We start from the raw sequence: 16,600 nt of genomic DNA, 5'->3' as shown, positions 1-16,600 counted from the left end.
CGAGTCTTTAGGACTCAGCGCATTTACTGCCAGACCCACGGCCCCTACCGTCGGGTTCTGACCAGTGACTGCGTGGGCTATCGGTTTGCTGTTGGTTTGAGCTCAATGCGGCCACAACGTCCCTGGACGGGATCGCGGCGCATTGAAAAACACTAAAAAAAGAGGGAGCGTCATGCGCCATACCTTGGTTTTTTCCGCATTGCTGGGCGCCGGCCTGTTGGCCGCCACGTCTGCCAGTTACGCCGCCAGCAACAGTCTGGTGTTCTGCTCCGAAGGCAGTCCGGCCGGTTTCGATACCGCGCAGTACACGACGGCGACCGATAACGACGCCGCCGAACCGTTGTACAACCGACTGGCCGAGTTTGAAAAAGGCGCGACCAATGTCGTACCGGGCCTGGCAACCAGCTGGGATATTTCCGAGGATGGTCTCAAGTACACCTTTCACCTGCGCGAAGGTGTGAAATTTCATACAACGCCGTACTTCAAACCTACGCGCGATTTCAACGCCGACGACGTGCTGTTCACGTTTAACCGCATGCTCGATCCGCAACAGCCATTCCGTAAGGCTTATCCGACCGAGTTTCCGTATTTCAATGGGATGAGCCTCAACAAGAACATCGCCAAGGTCGAAAAGACCGGGCCGCTGACCGTGCAGTTCACGCTCAACAGCGTCGACGCCGCGTTCATCCAGAACATTGCCATGAGCTTCGCCGCCATCCTGTCTGCCGAATACGCCGACAAGCTGCTGGCCGAAGGCAAGCCGAGCGACATCAACCAGAAGCCGATCGGCACTGGCCCGTTCGTGTTCAAGAGCTACCAGAAAGATTCGAACATCCGTTACACCGGCAACCCGCATTACTGGGATCCGAGCCGGGTGAAGCTGAAGAACCTGATTTTTGCGATCAATACCGACGCCTCGGTGCGCGTGCAAAAGCTCAAGGCCGGCGAATGCCAGATCACCCTGCACCCGCGCCCTGCCGATGTGCCGGCACTGAAGAACGATCCGAAACTGCAATTGATCGAGAAGCCGGGCTTCAACCTTGGCTACATCGCCTACAACGTCCGTCACAAGCCGTTCGACCAGCTCGAAGTGCGTCAGGCGCTGGATATGGCAGTAAATAAACAGGGGATTCTCAACGCTGTTTATCAAGGCGCCGGCCAACTGGCCGTCAACGCCATGCCGCCGACCCAATGGTCCTACGACGACACCATCAAGGACGCCGCCTACAACCCGGAAAAAGCCAAAGAGCTGCTCAAGGCTGCCGGCGTCAAGGAAGGCACCGAGATCACCTTATGGGCGATGCCGGTACAACGTCCGTACAACCCGAACGCCAAACTGATGGCCGAGATGCTCCAGGCGGACTGGGCCAAGATCGGTCTGAAAGTGAAGATCGTCAGCTACGAATGGGGCGAGTACATCAAGCGCACCAAGAATGGCGAGCACGACATCAGCCTGATCGGCTGGACCGGTGACAACGGGGACCCGGACAACTGGCTCGGCACGCTGTACAGCTGCGACGCCATCGGCGGCAACAACTACTCCATGTGGTGCGATCCGGCTTACGACAAGCTGATCAAACAGGCCAAGGTCGTCACCGACCGTGACCAGCGCACCGTGCTCTACAAACAGGCCCAGCAACTGCTCAAGCAGCAAGTGCCGATCACGCCTGTCGCCCACTCGACGGTCAACCAGCCGCTGAGCGCCAAAGTCGAAGGGTTCAAGGTGAGCCCGTTCGGTCGCAACGTGTTTTCGGGTGTCAGCATCGATTAAACAAACAACCGATTAGCCGCAATGCTGAGGGGGCCGTCTACCCCCTCACGCAAGCGCTTTGCCGAAATTCGCCAATCTGGCCTTTTGCAAACGTTTGCGATGTGTGAATGAGTTCTAAACCAATAACCGGCCAACCCAAAAAAGCCGGCATAAAAAGAAAGTAAAGGAGCTTCACCCATGAAACTGAGCAATACCGCGATACTGGCCTTGGCCATCAGCAGCATCACCGCCACGGCTTACGCGGAAACCCAAAGCCAGGCGTTCACTCCGGTGACCGTCAACGAGAAGAGCGCCCAGGCTGAAGCCACCGGCTTCCTCGAAGGTCAGTCGATCAGCGGCTCGACCCGTAACTGGTACGCCAACGAACAACTGAAACGCGGCGGCAAGTTCACCTATCGCAAGGATGGCGTGGCCACCCCGACCGATCGTCGTATCAACTGGGTGCAAGGCACCATCGTCAAGTACAACTCGGGCTTCACCGAAGGCACCGTCGGTTTCAGCACCGAAGTGGCGGCGTACAACGCCATCGCGCTGGAGCGTGACCGCGAGAACCTGGCGTCCAATAACGGTGGCGCACCGGGCACCCGTCCAGGCGCAGGCAACAACCGTACCCTGACCCGTGAAGGCGGCGAAGCCCAGGGCCAGTGGAGCAAAGTCGGCCTGGCCAACGTCAAGGCGCGCATCTCCAACACCACCCTGACCGCCGGCCGCATGAACTTCAGCAGCCCGCAGGTCGATGTGATCGGCAACCGTCCGCTGCCATCGAGCTTCGAAGGTATCGCGATCCACAGCGAAGAGCTGAACAACCTGTCCTTCGACCTGGCCTCGTTCGACCGCGTTTCGCCGCGTACCGAAGAAAGCCTGAGCAAGTTCCGCTCCGAATACGGCGCGATCGATGCCGAAGCCAACCACGTTCACACCGGCGGCATCTCGTACCAGCCGTTCGCCAGCCTGACCACCAGCCTGTGGGGCACCCAGGCCGAAGACCTGTGGAACCAGTACTACTTCGGCGCCACCCACGTGCTGGGTGACAGCTCGGTTCTGGCCCTGACCACCGGTCTGAACTACTACAAGACCGTGGACGAAGGTAAGAAAAAACTCGGTGAAATCGACAACGACACCTACTCCCTGTCGTTCGGCCTGACTCACCAGGCGCATACCCTGACCTTCTCCTACCAGGAAGTGAACGGTAACGAGTACTTCGACTACCTGCACGAAACCAACGGCATCTACCTGGCCAACTCCCTGCTGTCGGACTTCAACGGCCCGAACGAGAAATCCTTCCAGGTGGCCTACGGTCTGAACATGGCCGAATACGGCGTGCCAGGCCTGAAGTTCAACATCTACCAGGCCCGCGGCTGGGGCATCGACGGCACTCACTACAAGGGTGGCGGCTACGACGGCGTGCAGTCGATGGACGGCGAGCACCACTATGAATACGGCATCGGCGCCTCTTATGCCGTACAGAGCGGTCCTCTGAAAGCCACTACCGTTCGTGCGACCTACACCGCGCACCGCGCCAGCGAAAACCAGGCTGACGGCAGCATCAACGAGTTCCGTCTGGTGACCACCGTTCCGTTCAACATCCTGTAAAAACGCCAGCCGACGGCTGACTCAGTGACGAGTCGGCCGTTCGGCTTTTTGTCTTCAACCGATTGCAGAGGGTTCTTGATGAAAATGCTTCCCCTACGTGCGGCCATCGCGGCTGCGTTGCTGAGTGTCGCTGTCGGCGTCTCGGCCAAACCCTTGGTGGTCTGCACCGAAGCCAGTCCGGAAGGCTTCGATATGGTCCAGTACACGACTGCAGTCACTGCCGACGCGGTGGCCGAAACCATCTTCAACCGTCTGGCGGACTTCAAGCCCGGCACCACCGAAGTGATTCCGGCGCTGGCCGAGTCCTGGGACATCAGCGAAGACGGCCTGACCTACACGTTCCATCTGCGCAAAGGCGTCAAGTTTCACACCACCGAATATTTCAAGCCGACCCGCGACATGAACGCCGACGACGTGGTCTGGAGTTTCCAGCGTCAGCTGGACCCGAATCATCCTTGGCACAAGCTGTCGAGCGTTGGCTTCCCGTACTTTGAAAGCATGGGCTTCAAGGAACTGCTCAAAAGCGTCGAGAAAGTCGACGACAACACCGTCAAGTTCACCCTGACCCGCCGCGAAGCGCCGTTCCTGGCCGACATCGCCATGGCGTTCTCCTCGATCTATCCGGCCGAATACGCCGACCAGTTGCTCAAGGCCAACAAGACTGGCGACCTGAACAACAAACCGGTCGGCACCGGCCCGTTCATCTTCCAGCGTTACGCCAAGGACGCCCAGGTTCGCTTCAAGGCCAACCCGGACTACTTCCGCGGCAAGGCCCCGGCTGACGCGCTGATCCTGGCGATTGCCACCGACAACAACGTGCGTCTGCAGAAGCTCAAGGCCAACGAGTGCCAGATCGCGCTGTATCCGAAACCGGATGACATCCCGAGCATCAAGAAAGACAGCAACCTGAAAGTCGATGAACTGGATGCGATGACCGTCTCGTACATCGCCATGAACACCCAGCACAAGTACATCAGCGACGTGCGGGTGCGCAAAGCGATCGACATCGCCTTCGACAAGGAAGCCTACGTCAACGCCCTGTTCGGCAAAGGCAACGCGACCGTTGCGGTCAACCCGTACCCGCCGACCCTGCTGGGCTACAACCACGAGCTGAAAAACCCGCCACGTGACCTCGACAAGGCTCGCGCCCTGCTCAAGGAAGCCGGCGTACCGGAAGGCACCACCTTCACCCTGTTCACCCGCAACGGCGGCGGCCCGACCAACCCGAACCCGATGCTGGGTGCGCAGATGATGCAGGCTGATCTGGCGAAAGTCGGGATCAAGATCGACATCCGCGTGATGGAATGGGGCGAGATGCTCAAACGCGCCAAGGCCGGCGAGCACGACATGGTTTCGGCCGGATGGGCGGGCGACAACGGCGACCCGGACAACTTCCTGACGCCTATGCTCAGTTGCGAAGCCGCCAAGAACGGCGAAAACTACGCGCGCTGGTGCAACGAGAAATTCCAGGCCCTGCTCGACGAAGCACGGGCTAAAGTAGATCCGGCCGAACGCGCCAAACTGTATGAAGAAGCCCAGGTGATCTTCAATCAGGACCAACCGTGGATCAGCATGGCCCACACCCGCATGTTCACCGCAATGCGCAACAACGTAGAGGGTTATCACATCAGCCCTCTGACAACCAATAACTTCGCCACCACCCAGGTGAAGTAGATAAGAAACTCCCGGCGCCCCTGACCCCAGGGGCGCCGGGCACGCCTAACCGGCTGATGAGGTACCACACACGATGTTTAGTTTTATTGCCCGCCGACTGGGGTTATTGATCCCCACGTTTTTCGGCATCACCTTGCTGACTTTCGCGTTGATTCGCATGATTCCCGGCGACCCCGTGGAAGTGATGATGGGCGAACGTCGGGTCGACCCCGAAATGCACGCTCAGGCAATGGAACGCCTCGGTCTGAACAAACCGCTGTACGCCCAGTACCTGGACTACATCGGCAAACTGGCCCACGGCGACCTCGGCGAATCCCTGCGCACCCGTGAGAGCGTATGGACCGAGTTCACCTCCCTCTTCCCGGCGACCCTGGAACTGTCCATGGCCGCCCTGCTGTTCGCTGGCATCCTGGGCCTGCTGGCCGGGGTGATCGCGGCCCTCAAGCGAGGATCCCTGTTCGACCACGGGGTGATGGGCATCTCCCTCGCGGGTTATTCGATGCCGATCTTCTGGTGGGGCCTGATCCTCATCATGTTCTTCTCGGTAAGCCTGGGCTGGACCCCGGTGTCCGGGCGGATCGACCTGCTTTACGACATCGAGCCGCGCACCGGTTTCATGCTGATCGACACCCTGCTGGCCGATGACATGGGCGCGTTCCTCGATGCCCTGCACCACCTGATCCTGCCGGCCATCGTGCTGGGCACCATTCCGCTGGCGGTGATCGCGCGGATGACCCGTTCGTCGATGCTCGAAGTGCTGCGTGAGGACTACATCCGTACCGCCAAGGCCAAAGGCCTGTCGCCGTCGCGCGTGGTGTTCGTGCACGGCCTGCGCAACGCGCTGATCCCGGTGCTGACCGTGGTCGGCCTGCAAGTCGGCACCCTGCTGGCCGGTGCGGTCCTGACCGAAACCATCTTCTCCTGGCCCGGCATCGGTAAATGGCTGATCGAAGCCATCGGCGCCCGGGACTACCCGGTTGTGCAAAACGGCATCCTGTTAATCGCTTGCCTGGTGATTCTGGTCAACTTCGTGGTGGATATCCTCTACGGCTTTGCCAACCCACGCATCCGTCATCAGCGCTGAGGTCAATACCCATGAGCACTCCAACTTCCTCAGTAGCCACCGCTGCCACCGCCGTGGATCAAAGTCTGCTGTACCCGTCTCCGTACAAAGAGTTCTGGCAGGCCTTCGCCAAGAACAAGGGCGCCGTCGCCGGCCTGCTGTTCATGCTGCTGGTGATTTTCTGCGCGATCTTCGCGCCGTGGGTCGCCCCGCATAACCCGAGCGAGCAATACCGCGACTTCCTGCTGACGCCGCCGGCGTGGCTCGAAGGCGGGCAGATGCAATTCCTGCTCGGCACCGATGAACTGGGCCGCGACCTGCTGTCGCGTCTGATCCAGGGTTCGCGCCTGTCGCTGCTGATCGGCCTGTCGTCGGTGGTGATGTCGCTGATCCCGGGGATCCTGCTGGGTCTGTTCGCCGGTTTCTTCCCGAAAGTGGTCGGCCCGACCATCATGCGTCTGATGGACATCATGCTGGCCCTGCCGTCGCTGCTGCTGGCCGTGGCGATCGTCGCCATCCTCGGCCCAGGCCTGATCAACACCGTGATCGCGATTGCCGTGGTGTCCTTGCCGTCCTACGTGCGTCTGACCCGTGCCGCCGTGATGGGTGAACTGAACCGCGACTACGTGACCGCCGCGCGCCTGGCCGGTGCCGGTCTGCCACGTCTGATGTTCATCACCGTGCTGCCTAACTGCATGGCACCGCTGATCGTTCAGGCGACTTTGAGCTTCTCCTCGGCGATCCTCGATGCCGCCGCTCTGGGCTTCCTCGGCCTCGGCGTCCAGCCGCCAACCCCTGAGTGGGGCACCATGCTGGCTTCGGCCCGCGACTACATCGAACGCGCCTGGTGGGTGGTGAGTCTGCCTGGTTTGACCATTTTGCTCAGCGTGCTGGCAATCAACTTGATGGGCGACGGCCTGCGCGATGCGCTGGACCCGAAACTCAAGAACGCCGCCTGAGGAGATTCCCATGTCACTGTTAGAAATCAAGAATCTCAACGTTCGCTTCGGCGACAAGAACGCCACCCCGGTCGTCGACGGCCTCGACCTGAAAGTCGACAAGGGCGAAGTCCTGGCGATCGTGGGCGAGTCGGGTTCCGGCAAGTCCGTGACCATGATGGCGCTGATGGGCCTGATCGAGCACCCGGGGATCGTCACCGCCGACTCGCTGAGCTTCGACGGCAAGAACATGCTCAAGCTGAACAACCGCCAGCGTCGGCAGATCGTCGGCAAAGACCTGGCGATGGTGTTCCAGGACCCGATGACCGCGCTGAACCCGAGCTACACCGTCGGTTTCCAGATCGAAGAAGTGCTGCGCCTGCACCTGAAAATGTCCGGCAAGCAGGCGCGTAAACGTGCGATCGAACTGCTGGAAAAAGTCGAAATCCCGGGTGCCGCCAGCCGTATGGACGCCTACCCGCACCAACTGTCCGGCGGCATGAGCCAGCGTGTGGCGATTGCCATGGCGATTGCCGGCGAGCCGAAACTGCTGATCGCCGACGAACCGACCACCGCACTCGACGTGACGATTCAGGCGCAGATCATGGATCTGCTGCTGGCGTTGCAGAAAGAGCAGAACATGGGCCTGGTGCTGATCACCCACGACCTCGCCGTGGTGGCCGAAACCGCCCAGCGCGTGTGCGTGATGTACGCAGGTCAAGCCGTTGAAGTCGGTCAGGTGCCGCAACTGTTCGACATCCCGGCGCACCCGTACAGCGAAGCGCTGCTCAAGGCGATTCCGGAACACAGCCAAGGGGCCGAGCGTCTGGCCACTCTGCCGGGCATCGTTCCCGGCCGTTACGACCGCCCGCAAGGCTGCCTGCTGTCGCCGCGCTGCCCGTACGTGCAGGACAGCTGCCGCGCGCAACGTCCGACCCTTGACCCGAAAAGCCACAGCCTCGCCCGCTGCTTCTATCCGTTGAACCAGGAGGTGGCGTAATGGCCGTCGTACTTACCGCCCGCGACCTGACCCGTCACTACGAAGTCTCCCGTGGCCTGTTCAAGGGCCACGCCACCGTGCGCGCCCTCAACGGCGTGTCGTTCGAGCTGGAAGCCGGCAAGACCCTCGCCGTCGTCGGTGAATCCGGCTGCGGCAAATCCACCCTCGCCCGCGCCTTGACCCTGATCGAAGAGCCGTCGTCCGGCTCGCTGAAAATCGCCGGGCAAGAAGTGGCCGGCGCCGACAAGGCTCAGCGCAAACAACTGCGCAAAGACGTGCAGATGGTGTTCCAGAGCCCATACGCATCGTTGAACCCACGGCAGAAAATCGGCGATCAACTGGCCGAGCCGCTGCTGATCAACACCAACCTGTCGGCCGCCGAGCGTCGCGAGAAAGTCCAGGCGATGATGAAGCAGGTCGGCTTGCGTCCCGAGCACTACCAGCGTTATCCGCACATGTTCTCCGGCGGTCAGCGTCAGCGTATCGCACTGGCGCGCGCCATGATGCTGCAACCGAAAGTGCTGGTGGCGGACGAACCGACCTCGGCGCTGGACGTGTCGATCCAGGCGCAGGTGCTGAACCTGTTCATGGACATGCAGCAGGAGTTCAACACCGGTTACGTGTTCATCTCGCACAACCTGGCGGTGGTGCAGCACGTGGCGGATGACGTGATGGTGATGTACCTCGGTCGCCCGGTGGAAATCGGTCCGAAGCACGACATCTATGCCCGTCCTCTGCACCCGTACACCCAGGCGCTGTTGTCGGCGACCCCGACCATCCACCCGGATCCGGACAAGCCGAAAATCAAGATCGTCGGCGAGCTGCCCAACCCGCTGAACCCGCCACCTGGCTGCGCGTTCCACAAGCGCTGCCCGTACGCCACCGCACGTTGCAGCAGCGAGGAGCCGGCCCTGCGCCAGCTCGACACGCGTCAGGTTGCATGCCACTACGCCGAGCAATTCCTCGACGGCGCGGCATGAAAAAACCCGCCCCGTTTCCCGGGGCGGGTTGTTGATGTGTTGACCCAACCCCTTCTGCCCCGATTGCGCATCGATCGGGAAAGAAGGGGTTTTCTTTTGCGCGGAATCTACGTCTGGCTATCGCCTTCGTCCGCATCGTCGGAGTCCGGCTCATCGGTGGTCGAATCGTCATCGTCGGCGCTGCCACCCTGGCCCTGATCGCCCGGCTCGGACTCGGACTTGGCCAGCATCAGCGCGCTGTGCCCCTCCTGCCCGCTCGATGCCTGGGTATCGTGATCCTCGCACTCGGCCCAGGCCGTCGCGGTGCCGAGGGACAGCATCACCATCACTTTCAACAGCAGCAAAACCCGTAGCAACCTGTTTTTCATAGCCGAGTCCATCCTGTTCCAGGTGAGAAATTCATGCTGACCTGACGCTGATTGAAATCTAGTTCCGATCCGCCGGGTTCACCAGATAGGACGCTAACCACTGCCCGGAAATGCCATGCGTGGACAGACCGCTTTCGAATAACACTCATAACCGGATCGGCTAAGCGAGGTCGCCACTCTCGGACGCCTGGTGAGCAACCGTTTCTGCAGCCAACAAAAAGCCCCCGAGGCTTGCGCATCGGGGGCTTTGGATAGAGCAACTCAGCGCTTAGTGATGCTCGCGCGTCGCACGGAATTTCACGTCCGGCCAGCGCTCTTCCATCAGGGCCAGGTTGACCCGGGTCGGCGCGAGGTAGGTCAGGTGACCGCCACCGTCCAGTGCCAGGTTTTCCACCGCCTTGTTGGAGAATTCCTCGAGCTTCTTCTTGTCGTTGCATTCGATCCAGCGCGCGGAGTACACGGTGATTGGCTCGTAGGAGCACTCGACCTTGTATTCCTCTTTCAGGCGGCTGGCGACCACATCGAACTGCAGCACACCGACGGCGCCGAGGATGATGTCGTTGCTGCGCTCCGGGAAGAACACCTGGGTCGCGCCTTCTTCGGCGAGCTGTTGCAGGCCCTGGCGCAGTTGCTTGGATTTCAGCGGGTCGCGCAGGCGTACGCGGCGGAACAGTTCCGGGGCGAAGTGCGGGATACCGGTGAAGCCCAGGGTTTCGCCTTCGCTGAAGGTGTCGCCGATCTGGATCGTGCCGTGGTTGTGCAGACCGATGATGTCGCCGGCGTACGCTTCTTCCAGCTGTTCACGCTCGGAGGAGAAGAACGTCAGGGCGTCGCCGATACGCACATCCTTGCCGGTACGCACGTGGCGCATCTTCATGCCTTTCTCGTACTTGCCGGAGCAGATACGCATGAAGGCGATGCGGTCGCGGTGTTTCGGGTCCATGTTTGCCTGGATCTTGAAGATGAAGCCCGAGAACTTCTCTTCCACCGGCTCAACGGTGCGCTCGTTGGCTACGCGTGGCAGCGGGCGCGGGGCCCAGTCGACCACAGCGTCGAGTACGTGATCGACACCAAAGTTGCCCAGTGCGGTACCGAAGAACACCGGGGTCAGTTGACCGTCGAGGAACTCCTGCTGGTTGAACTCGTGGCAGGCGCCCTGCACCAGTTCCAGCTGTTCGAGGAAACGCTCGTACTCGTCGCCCAGGTGCGCGCGTGCTTCGTCGGAATCGAGCTTCTCGATGATCTTGGTTTCGGTGCGTTCGTGACCGTGACCGGCGGTGTAGACAATGATGTAGTCGTCCGCCAGGTGGTACACACCCTTGAAGTCGCGGTAGCAACCGATCGGCCAGGTGATCGGCGCAGCCTTGATCTTCAGGACGGCTTCGATCTCGTCGAGCAGTTCGATCGGGTCGCGGATGTCGCGGTCGAGTTTGTTGATGAAGCTGACGATCGGCGTGTCACGCAGACGGCAGACGTCCATCAGGGCGATGGTCCGTGGCTCTACACCTTTACCGCCGTCGAGGACCATCAATGCCGAGTCCACCGCAGTCAGAGTGCGGTAGGTGTCTTCGGAGAAGTCTTCGTGGCCCGGGGTGTCGAGCAGGTTGATCATGTGTTCGCGATACGGGAACTGCATGACCGACGTGGTGATCGAGATGCCCCGCTGCTTTTCCATCTCCATCCAGTCGGATGTCGCGTGGCGGTCGGATTTACGGGATTTCACCGTACCGGCCACGGCAATCGCCTTGCCCATCAGCAAGAGCTTTTCGGTGATGGTGGTTTTACCGGCATCGGGGTGGGAAATAATGGCGAAAGTGCGGCGTTTCGCGACTTCGGCGGCCTGTCTGGTCATGGGAAATCGCCTGGCGGTGATTCAAAAAAGGGCGGCGATTATAGCCCAACTCGATTCAATAACCGAACCGTTGAGCACATTAAGGGTGGCCAAATGCTGCCTCGGATGGGAACCTTTTAAAGCACGGAGACGTCCATCCCCTGTTACGACAATTCGTCAGGGGCTGAAAAATCAGCAAGTTAGCCTGACGAGGCTGCGCTCATGGCTCGCTTTCAGACCGCTTTTGCCGGGCTGAAAAAAAGCTGCTTCTCGCGAACGACTCTCCCGGCAGCCAAGGCTTGGCATGCCACACGGGACTGCGTTCGCCGACTAAAAAAAAGGAGTCCGCCTGTGGCTATCCGCTATGGCAAAGGGCTGATGGGAGGTGCGGTGGTGATCGCGCTCCTGGCCCTGCTGGTCCACTGGATCGGCATCAACACGATCGAACACTACCGCGACGATTTGTTGTTTTACCTGCAAGCTCATCTGATTCTCGTCCTCGCTTCAATGCTGGCCGCCCTGGTCGTGGGCATCCCCGCCGGTATCTTCCTGAGCCGCCCGACCATGGTCGGCCGCGCCGAACGCTTCATGCAGATCTTCAATATCGGCAACACCGTGCCGCCGCTGGCCGTGCTGGCGATTGCCCTGGGGGTTCTCGGCATCGGCAGCGGTCCGGCGATCTTCGCTTTGTTCCTCGCCTCGCTGTTGCCGATTGTGCGCAACACCTATGAAGGCCTGAAAAACGTCCAGGGCTCACTGAAAGAAGCCGCCGTCGGCATCGGCATGACCCCGCGTCAGGTGCTGTGGAAAGTCGAGTTGCCCAACGCCGTGCCGATCATCGTCGGCGGTGTGCGGGTGGCGCTGGCGATCAACGTCGGTACCGCGCCGCTGGCCTTCCTGATCGGCGCCAACAGCCTCGGCAGCCTGATCTTTCCCGGCATCGCCCTGAACAATCAGCCGCAACTGCTGCTCGGCGCCGCGTGCACCGCGCTCCTGGCCCTGCTGCTCGATGGCGTGGTCACCCTCGCCAGCCGTCTCTGGCTGGAACGCGGTTTGCGCCCGTCTTGAGGCTTTTGCGAAGGAATGAATATGAAACGACTTAGCTTGATTCTGGGCTGCGTGCTGCTCTTCGCAGGTATCGCCCAAGCCGCCGACAAACCGGTGATTCGCCTTGGCGCCCGGGTCTTCACCGAGCAGACCCTGCTCGCGGAAATCACCGCGCAATACCTGCGCAGCAAAGGCTACGACGCGCAGATCACCGGAGGCCTGGGCAGCAACCTGGCCCGCAGCGCCCACGAAACCGGACAACTGGACATGCTCTGGGAATACACCGGTGTGTCGCTGGTGGCCTACAACCACGTGACTGAAAAACTCGACAGCGCACAGTCCTACGCCCGGGTCAAAGAACTCGACGCGAAAAAAGGCCTGGTCTGGCTGACACCGTCGAAATTCAGCAACACCTACGCCCTCGCCCTGCCGAAAAAAGTGGCTGAGGAATATCCGCAAATCCACACCATCAGCCAGTTGAACGACGTGTTGAAGGCTGAAGCCAAAACCAATCACCTGGTCGCGCTGGACACCGAATTCGCCAACCGTTCCGACGGTCTGGACGGCATGGTCAAGCTCTACGACATGAACCTGACCCGCAAGAACATCCGGCAGATGGACGCGGGCCTGGTCTACACCGCGCTGCGTAACGGCCAGGTGTTCGCCGGTCTGGTCTACACCACCGACGGCCGCCTCAACGCGTTCGGTCTGAAGCTGCTGGAAGACGACAAGCATTACTTCCCGGATTACACCGCAGCGCCGGTCGTGCGTCAGGCCTACCTCGACGCGCACCCGCAACTGGCCGAGCAACTCAAGCCGCTGGCCGAGCTGTTCGATGACGAAACCATGCGCCAGCTCAATGCGCGGGTCGATGTCGATCACGAGAGCCCGTCGAAAGTCGCTGCCGATTTCCTGCGCCAGCATCCACTGAACTAAAGGAGGAAAAGTCATGGAATTTTTGAACGCCTTTTCCCACCTCGACTGGCAGCAGGTGATGCACCTGACCTGGCAGCACATCACCCTGGTCGGCATCGCCGTCAGCCTGGCGATTCTTATCGGCGTGCCGCTGGGCATTTTGATGACGCGCTTCCCGAGCCTCGCCGGTCCCTTGCAGGCCAGCGCCACGGTGCTGCTGACCGTGCCGTCGATTGCCCTGTTCGGCCTGCTGCTGCCGTTCTACTCGAAATTCGGCCAGGGCCTCGGCCCGATGCCGGCGATCACCGCCGTGTTCCTTTATTCATTGCTGCCGATCATGCGCAACACCTACCTCGCCCTGACCGGCGTCGAGCCGGGCATCCGTGAAGCCGCACGCGGCATCGGCATGACCTTCGGCCAGCGCCTGCGCATGGTCGAGTTGCCGATCGCCGTGCCGGTGATCCTCGCCGGCGTGCGCACTGCGGTGGTGATGAACATCGGTGTGATGACCATCGCCGCGACCATCGGCGCCGGTGGTCTCGGCGTGCTGATCCTCGCCTCCATCAGCCGCAGCGACATGTCGATGCTCATCGTCGGCGCGCTGCTGGTCAGTCTTCTGGCGATCTTCGCCGACCTCATTTTGCAGTGGCTGCAACGTTCGCTGACTCCAAAAGGACTCCTCAAATGATCGAACTTCAAAACCTCAGCAAGACCTTCCAAAGCAACGGCAAAGATGTGAAAGCCGTGGACTCGGTAAGCCTGACCGTCAATGAAGGCGAAATCTGTGTGTTCCTCGGGCCATCGGGCTGCGGCAAAAGCACCACGCTGAAAATGATCAACCGCCTGATCAAGCCGACCTCGGGCAAGATCCTGATCAACGGCGAAGACACCACCGACCTCGACGAAGTGACCCTGCGCCGCAACATCGGCTACGTGATCCAGCAGATCGGTCTGTTCCCGAACATGACCATCGAAGAGAACATCGTCGTCGTGCCGAAACTGCTCGGCTGGGACAAACAGAAATGCCACGACCGCGCCCGCGAACTGATGAGCATGATCAAGCTTGAGCCCAAGCAATATCTGCATCGCTATCCGCGTGAACTGTCCGGCGGCCAGCAGCAACGGATCGGCGTGATCCGCGCACTGGCGGCGGATGCACCGCTGTTGCTGATGGACGAACCGTTCGGCGCGGTGGACCCGATCAACCGCGAGATGATTCAGAACGAGTTCTTCGAGATGCAGCGCGCGCTGAACAAGACCGTGATCATGGTCAGCCACGACATCGACGAAGCGATCAAGCTCGGCGACAAGATCGCGATCTTCCGCGCCGGGAAGCTGCTGCAGATCGACCATCCGGACACTCTGCTCGCCCATCCGGCAGATGACTTCGTCAGCAACTTCGTCGGCCAGGACAGCACTCTCAAACGTCTGCTGCTGGTGAAAGCCGAGGACGCGGCGGACAATGCGCCGTCGGTGAGCCCGGAAACCCCGGTGGCCGATGCGCTGGAGTTGATGGATGAACATGACCGTCGTTATGTCGTCGTGACTGACGCTGAGAACAAGGCACTGGGTTATGTGCGCCGTCGAGACCTGCATCGTCAGACCGGCACCTGTGCGCAGTTCTTGCGCGAGTTCAACGCCACGGCGGCATACGACGAGCATTTGCGCATCCTGTTGTCGCGCATGTACGAGTTCAATCGTGCGTGGTTGCCGGTGATGGATGCCGAGCGAGTATTCCTCGGCGAGGTGACTCAGGAGTCGATTGCGGCTTACCTGAGTTCCGGTAAATCACGTGGCGTGGGAAAGACCAGTATTGTTTCCCCAGCCGACACTGCAATAGCCTGATATAGAAATATCGCCGCCACTTCGCCGAGTGAGCGGCGATACATTTAGAACATCCAAATTGGTTACGACCAAAGAAATATCTTCGGCGTATCGACACCGAAAAACCCCGCAACCCAGCAAATTACTTTAAACCTCAAATACAGGAAACCCCGAAAACTACAATAATTTCGTATACCCATAGTTCGATTGCTGATTGAAAATATCGGTCAACACCAGACTTACATAACACTCCTCTTGTGGTTTGCCCATAGCAAATGCAGCAGAGCGCTTTTCCGGAAAAAAGTCAGTATTACTTGCTATTACAGGACCTGTCGCACTGCCCGTATGCACCCGCAACAAGTGACTAAACTGTGGGGTTCGGCCATCATCAGTTACCCATTCGACATAAACTCCATCATTTTGATAGCGGGCATTCATCCCCATAACAGCAATTTTATTATCCACAGGAGCCGGCTTGTCACTGTGTGGCTGCACGTTGACCTTTTTGTAGTTTTCAGTATTTGAATTAGTCCCACCACATACCACCTGCACTCGACCTAGTGCCTGATCCCCATCAGGAACAATATCCCACGTCCAAGGCCTATTACCTCCTGCTGCCCCCTCGAAGTAAAGCGGTTTTTCCCACACCCCATCAGCACTCATGCGGTAGGACGGTCCCCAAAAGCCATCATAACGCGTAGCACTTCCACCAAACCGTTCTAGAAATCCCGCAGTAGTAGGATTCACAAATGACACATTTCCCTCTGGAATCTTAATAGTTGAAAAGTGCGTCCACTTCCCTGTTTCGTAGGAATACATAAACGTCGCAACTCGCGTAAAGCTGTCTCCTGGCCGATACCATCTGCGCAAAACTGTCGCATACACATAGCCAGCTTTCCAAGGCATCGCATGAGAAGTATGCAGACCTACTCCCTCCCCCGTAAAAATGTCACTGTACAATCCCTCAACCCCATACTCCAGCTCAGGATTGACCCCCCCCACACCCCAAACGGAACAAATATTATTATTATAATAAGGCACACCACCAATGACAGCACCACCATTAGTTTGCAACCCAAAATACCCTCCCCAGCGCCCTAACCTAAAGTTACTCCCACACCAATAAATGCCAGGATAATCTCTACCTGCCGCAACTTCCTGCTCCATATATATCAGCTCAGCCATAGGTGCTGAAAATACTGCACTGACATGTGGTCCATCATCTGGAAAGTCTGGATTGCGTTGCGCCGTTACTGTTTCATTTCCTTTCATATTCACGTTCATTATCTGAGTCTCCGAAGTAGCTGAGAACATAACGTACTCCACACCACCTCGACTGCCACCTGTCAACTCTGACAGTCGAAATCGCAGAAATATATAACTGCTTATTTATCAAGGATTATTTCTTGGTTGCCTGCACGGGCTCGAGGTCGCTGCCTGCTCGTGTATCCGAGTTCGAGTCGTTCACGTTGGACGAAGATCAATATCGTCTTGCCCGTGGAGACTGTGGAGAGGTAAAACGCGGCCCTATAGGAGCGAGCGCTTGCTCGCGAAGACGAAATGTCATTTAGCAATGACGCCGACGGTGAAAATATC

The 16,600-nt window shown here is 59.4% G+C and carries 14 protein-coding genes; 11 read left to right on the top strand and 3 right to left on the bottom strand.

Annotated elements, in window-relative coordinates:
* Positions 1 to 172: 172 nt before the first annotated feature.
* From ACODTD_RS04750 to ACODTD_RS04720, 7 genes are all read left to right on the top strand, one after another.
* Positions 173 to 1,771 (top strand): ABC transporter substrate-binding protein, encoded by a 1,599-nt coding sequence (locus tag ACODTD_RS04750; protein WP_201819010.1) that lies wholly within the window; start codon positions 173 to 175, stop codon positions 1,769 to 1,771.
* Positions 1,772 to 1,948: 177 nt separating this feature from the next.
* Positions 1,949 to 3,364 carry an OprD family porin gene (locus ACODTD_RS04745; RefSeq protein ID WP_489104573.1) on the top strand — a complete coding sequence of 472 codons (1,416 nt, stop codon included), beginning with the start codon at positions 1,949 to 1,951 and terminating at the stop codon, positions 3,362 to 3,364.
* A gap of 78 nt (positions 3,365 to 3,442) precedes the next feature.
* On the top strand, positions 3,443 to 5,038 hold the full coding sequence (locus ACODTD_RS04740; protein WP_489104572.1) for an ABC transporter substrate-binding protein: 1,596 nt from the start codon (positions 3,443 to 3,445) through the stop codon (positions 5,036 to 5,038).
* Between the two features lie 73 nt (positions 5,039 to 5,111).
* Entirely contained in the window at positions 5,112 to 6,122 is a 1,011-nt protein-coding gene (locus ACODTD_RS04735) for an ABC transporter permease subunit (RefSeq protein ID WP_007953665.1), read from the top strand.
* A gap of 11 nt (positions 6,123 to 6,133) precedes the next feature.
* Entirely contained in the window at positions 6,134 to 7,060 is a 927-nt protein-coding gene (locus tag ACODTD_RS04730) for an ABC transporter permease subunit (protein WP_011332434.1), read from the top strand.
* 10 nt (positions 7,061 to 7,070) lie between these two features.
* Positions 7,071 to 8,039, top strand: coding sequence for an ABC transporter ATP-binding protein (locus ACODTD_RS04725; protein WP_011332433.1), 969 nt, complete (start codon positions 7,071 to 7,073; stop codon positions 8,037 to 8,039).
* Entirely contained in the window at positions 8,039 to 9,019 is a 981-nt protein-coding gene (locus ACODTD_RS04720; protein WP_007953682.1) for a peptide ABC transporter ATP-binding protein, read from the top strand. The genes ACODTD_RS04725 and ACODTD_RS04720 overlap by 1 nt, the downstream gene beginning before the upstream one ends.
* A 107-nt stretch (positions 9,020 to 9,126) precedes the next feature.
* Here the strand turns inward: ACODTD_RS04720 and ACODTD_RS04715 are convergent, their stop codons facing one another.
* Entirely contained in the window at positions 9,127 to 9,387 is a 261-nt protein-coding gene (locus ACODTD_RS04715) for a hypothetical protein (RefSeq protein WP_011332432.1), read from the bottom strand.
* Between the two features lie 268 nt (positions 9,388 to 9,655).
* The gene (locus tag ACODTD_RS04710) at positions 9,656 to 11,239 is read right to left on the bottom strand and encodes a peptide chain release factor 3 (protein ID WP_285356258.1); all 1,584 of its coding nucleotides are present in this window, start codon (positions 11,237 to 11,239) and stop codon (positions 9,656 to 9,658) included.
* Between the two features lie 357 nt (positions 11,240 to 11,596).
* Between ACODTD_RS04710 and ACODTD_RS04705 the strand changes: the two genes are divergently transcribed.
* Genes ACODTD_RS04705 through ACODTD_RS04690 form a run of 4 tightly spaced genes read left to right on the top strand, consistent with a single transcriptional unit; the run spans position 11,597 to position 15,025 of the window.
* On the top strand, positions 11,597 to 12,286 hold the full coding sequence (locus tag ACODTD_RS04705) for an ABC transporter permease (RefSeq protein WP_169844036.1): 690 nt from the start codon (positions 11,597 to 11,599) through the stop codon (positions 12,284 to 12,286).
* 21 nt (positions 12,287 to 12,307) lie between these two features.
* The gene (locus ACODTD_RS04700; protein ID WP_085654604.1) at positions 12,308 to 13,201 is read left to right on the top strand and encodes a glycine betaine ABC transporter substrate-binding protein; all 894 of its coding nucleotides are present in this window, start codon (positions 12,308 to 12,310) and stop codon (positions 13,199 to 13,201) included.
* Positions 13,202 to 13,214: 13 nt separating this feature from the next.
* Positions 13,215 to 13,868 (top strand): ABC transporter permease, encoded by a 654-nt coding sequence (locus ACODTD_RS04695; RefSeq protein ID WP_007953690.1) that lies wholly within the window; start codon positions 13,215 to 13,217, stop codon positions 13,866 to 13,868.
* Entirely contained in the window at positions 13,865 to 15,025 is a 1,161-nt protein-coding gene (locus ACODTD_RS04690; RefSeq protein ID WP_011332429.1) for an osmoprotectant ABC transporter ATP-binding protein OsmV, read from the top strand. Before ACODTD_RS04695 ends, ACODTD_RS04690 begins: the two co-directional genes overlap by 4 nt.
* A 156-nt stretch (positions 15,026 to 15,181) precedes the next feature.
* Here the strand turns inward: ACODTD_RS04690 and ACODTD_RS04685 are convergent, their stop codons facing one another.
* A complete protein-coding gene (locus ACODTD_RS04685) occupies positions 15,182 to 16,288 on the bottom strand; it encodes a DUF3472 domain-containing protein (RefSeq protein WP_181457906.1) in 1,107 nt (368 codons plus the stop codon).
* Positions 16,289 to 16,600: the final 312 nt, after the last annotated feature.

Source organism: Pseudomonas sp. FG35, assembly GCF_057809295.1.
Note: the sequence above shows the minus strand (reverse complement) of the source record. Positions and strands in the feature narration are given on the sequence as shown.

Coding starts and splice junctions, on each gene's coding strand:
- ACODTD_RS04750 (WP_201819010.1), top strand. CDS start 173: ATGCGCCATACCTTGGTTTTTTCCGCATTGCTGGGCGCCGGCCTGTTG.
- ACODTD_RS04745 (WP_489104573.1), top strand. CDS start 1,949: ATGAAACTGAGCAATACCGCGATACTGGCCTTGGCCATCAGCAGCATC.
- ACODTD_RS04740 (WP_489104572.1), top strand. CDS start 3,443: ATGAAAATGCTTCCCCTACGTGCGGCCATCGCGGCTGCGTTGCTGAGT.
- ACODTD_RS04735 (WP_007953665.1), top strand. CDS start 5,112: ATGTTTAGTTTTATTGCCCGCCGACTGGGGTTATTGATCCCCACGTTT.
- ACODTD_RS04730 (WP_011332434.1), top strand. CDS start 6,134: ATGAGCACTCCAACTTCCTCAGTAGCCACCGCTGCCACCGCCGTGGAT.
- ACODTD_RS04725 (WP_011332433.1), top strand. CDS start 7,071: ATGTCACTGTTAGAAATCAAGAATCTCAACGTTCGCTTCGGCGACAAG.
- ACODTD_RS04720 (WP_007953682.1), top strand. CDS start 8,039: ATGGCCGTCGTACTTACCGCCCGCGACCTGACCCGTCACTACGAAGTC.
- ACODTD_RS04715 (WP_011332432.1), bottom strand. CDS start 9,387: ATGAAAAACAGGTTGCTACGGGTTTTGCTGCTGTTGAAAGTGATGGTG.
- ACODTD_RS04710 (WP_285356258.1), bottom strand. CDS start 11,239: ATGACCAGACAGGCCGCCGAAGTCGCGAAACGCCGCACTTTCGCCATT.
- ACODTD_RS04705 (WP_169844036.1), top strand. CDS start 11,597: ATGGGAGGTGCGGTGGTGATCGCGCTCCTGGCCCTGCTGGTCCACTGG.
- ACODTD_RS04700 (WP_085654604.1), top strand. CDS start 12,308: ATGAAACGACTTAGCTTGATTCTGGGCTGCGTGCTGCTCTTCGCAGGT.
- ACODTD_RS04695 (WP_007953690.1), top strand. CDS start 13,215: ATGGAATTTTTGAACGCCTTTTCCCACCTCGACTGGCAGCAGGTGATG.
- ACODTD_RS04690 (WP_011332429.1), top strand. CDS start 13,865: ATGATCGAACTTCAAAACCTCAGCAAGACCTTCCAAAGCAACGGCAAA.
- ACODTD_RS04685 (WP_181457906.1), bottom strand. CDS start 16,288: ATGAACGTGAATATGAAAGGAAATGAAACAGTAACGGCGCAACGCAAT.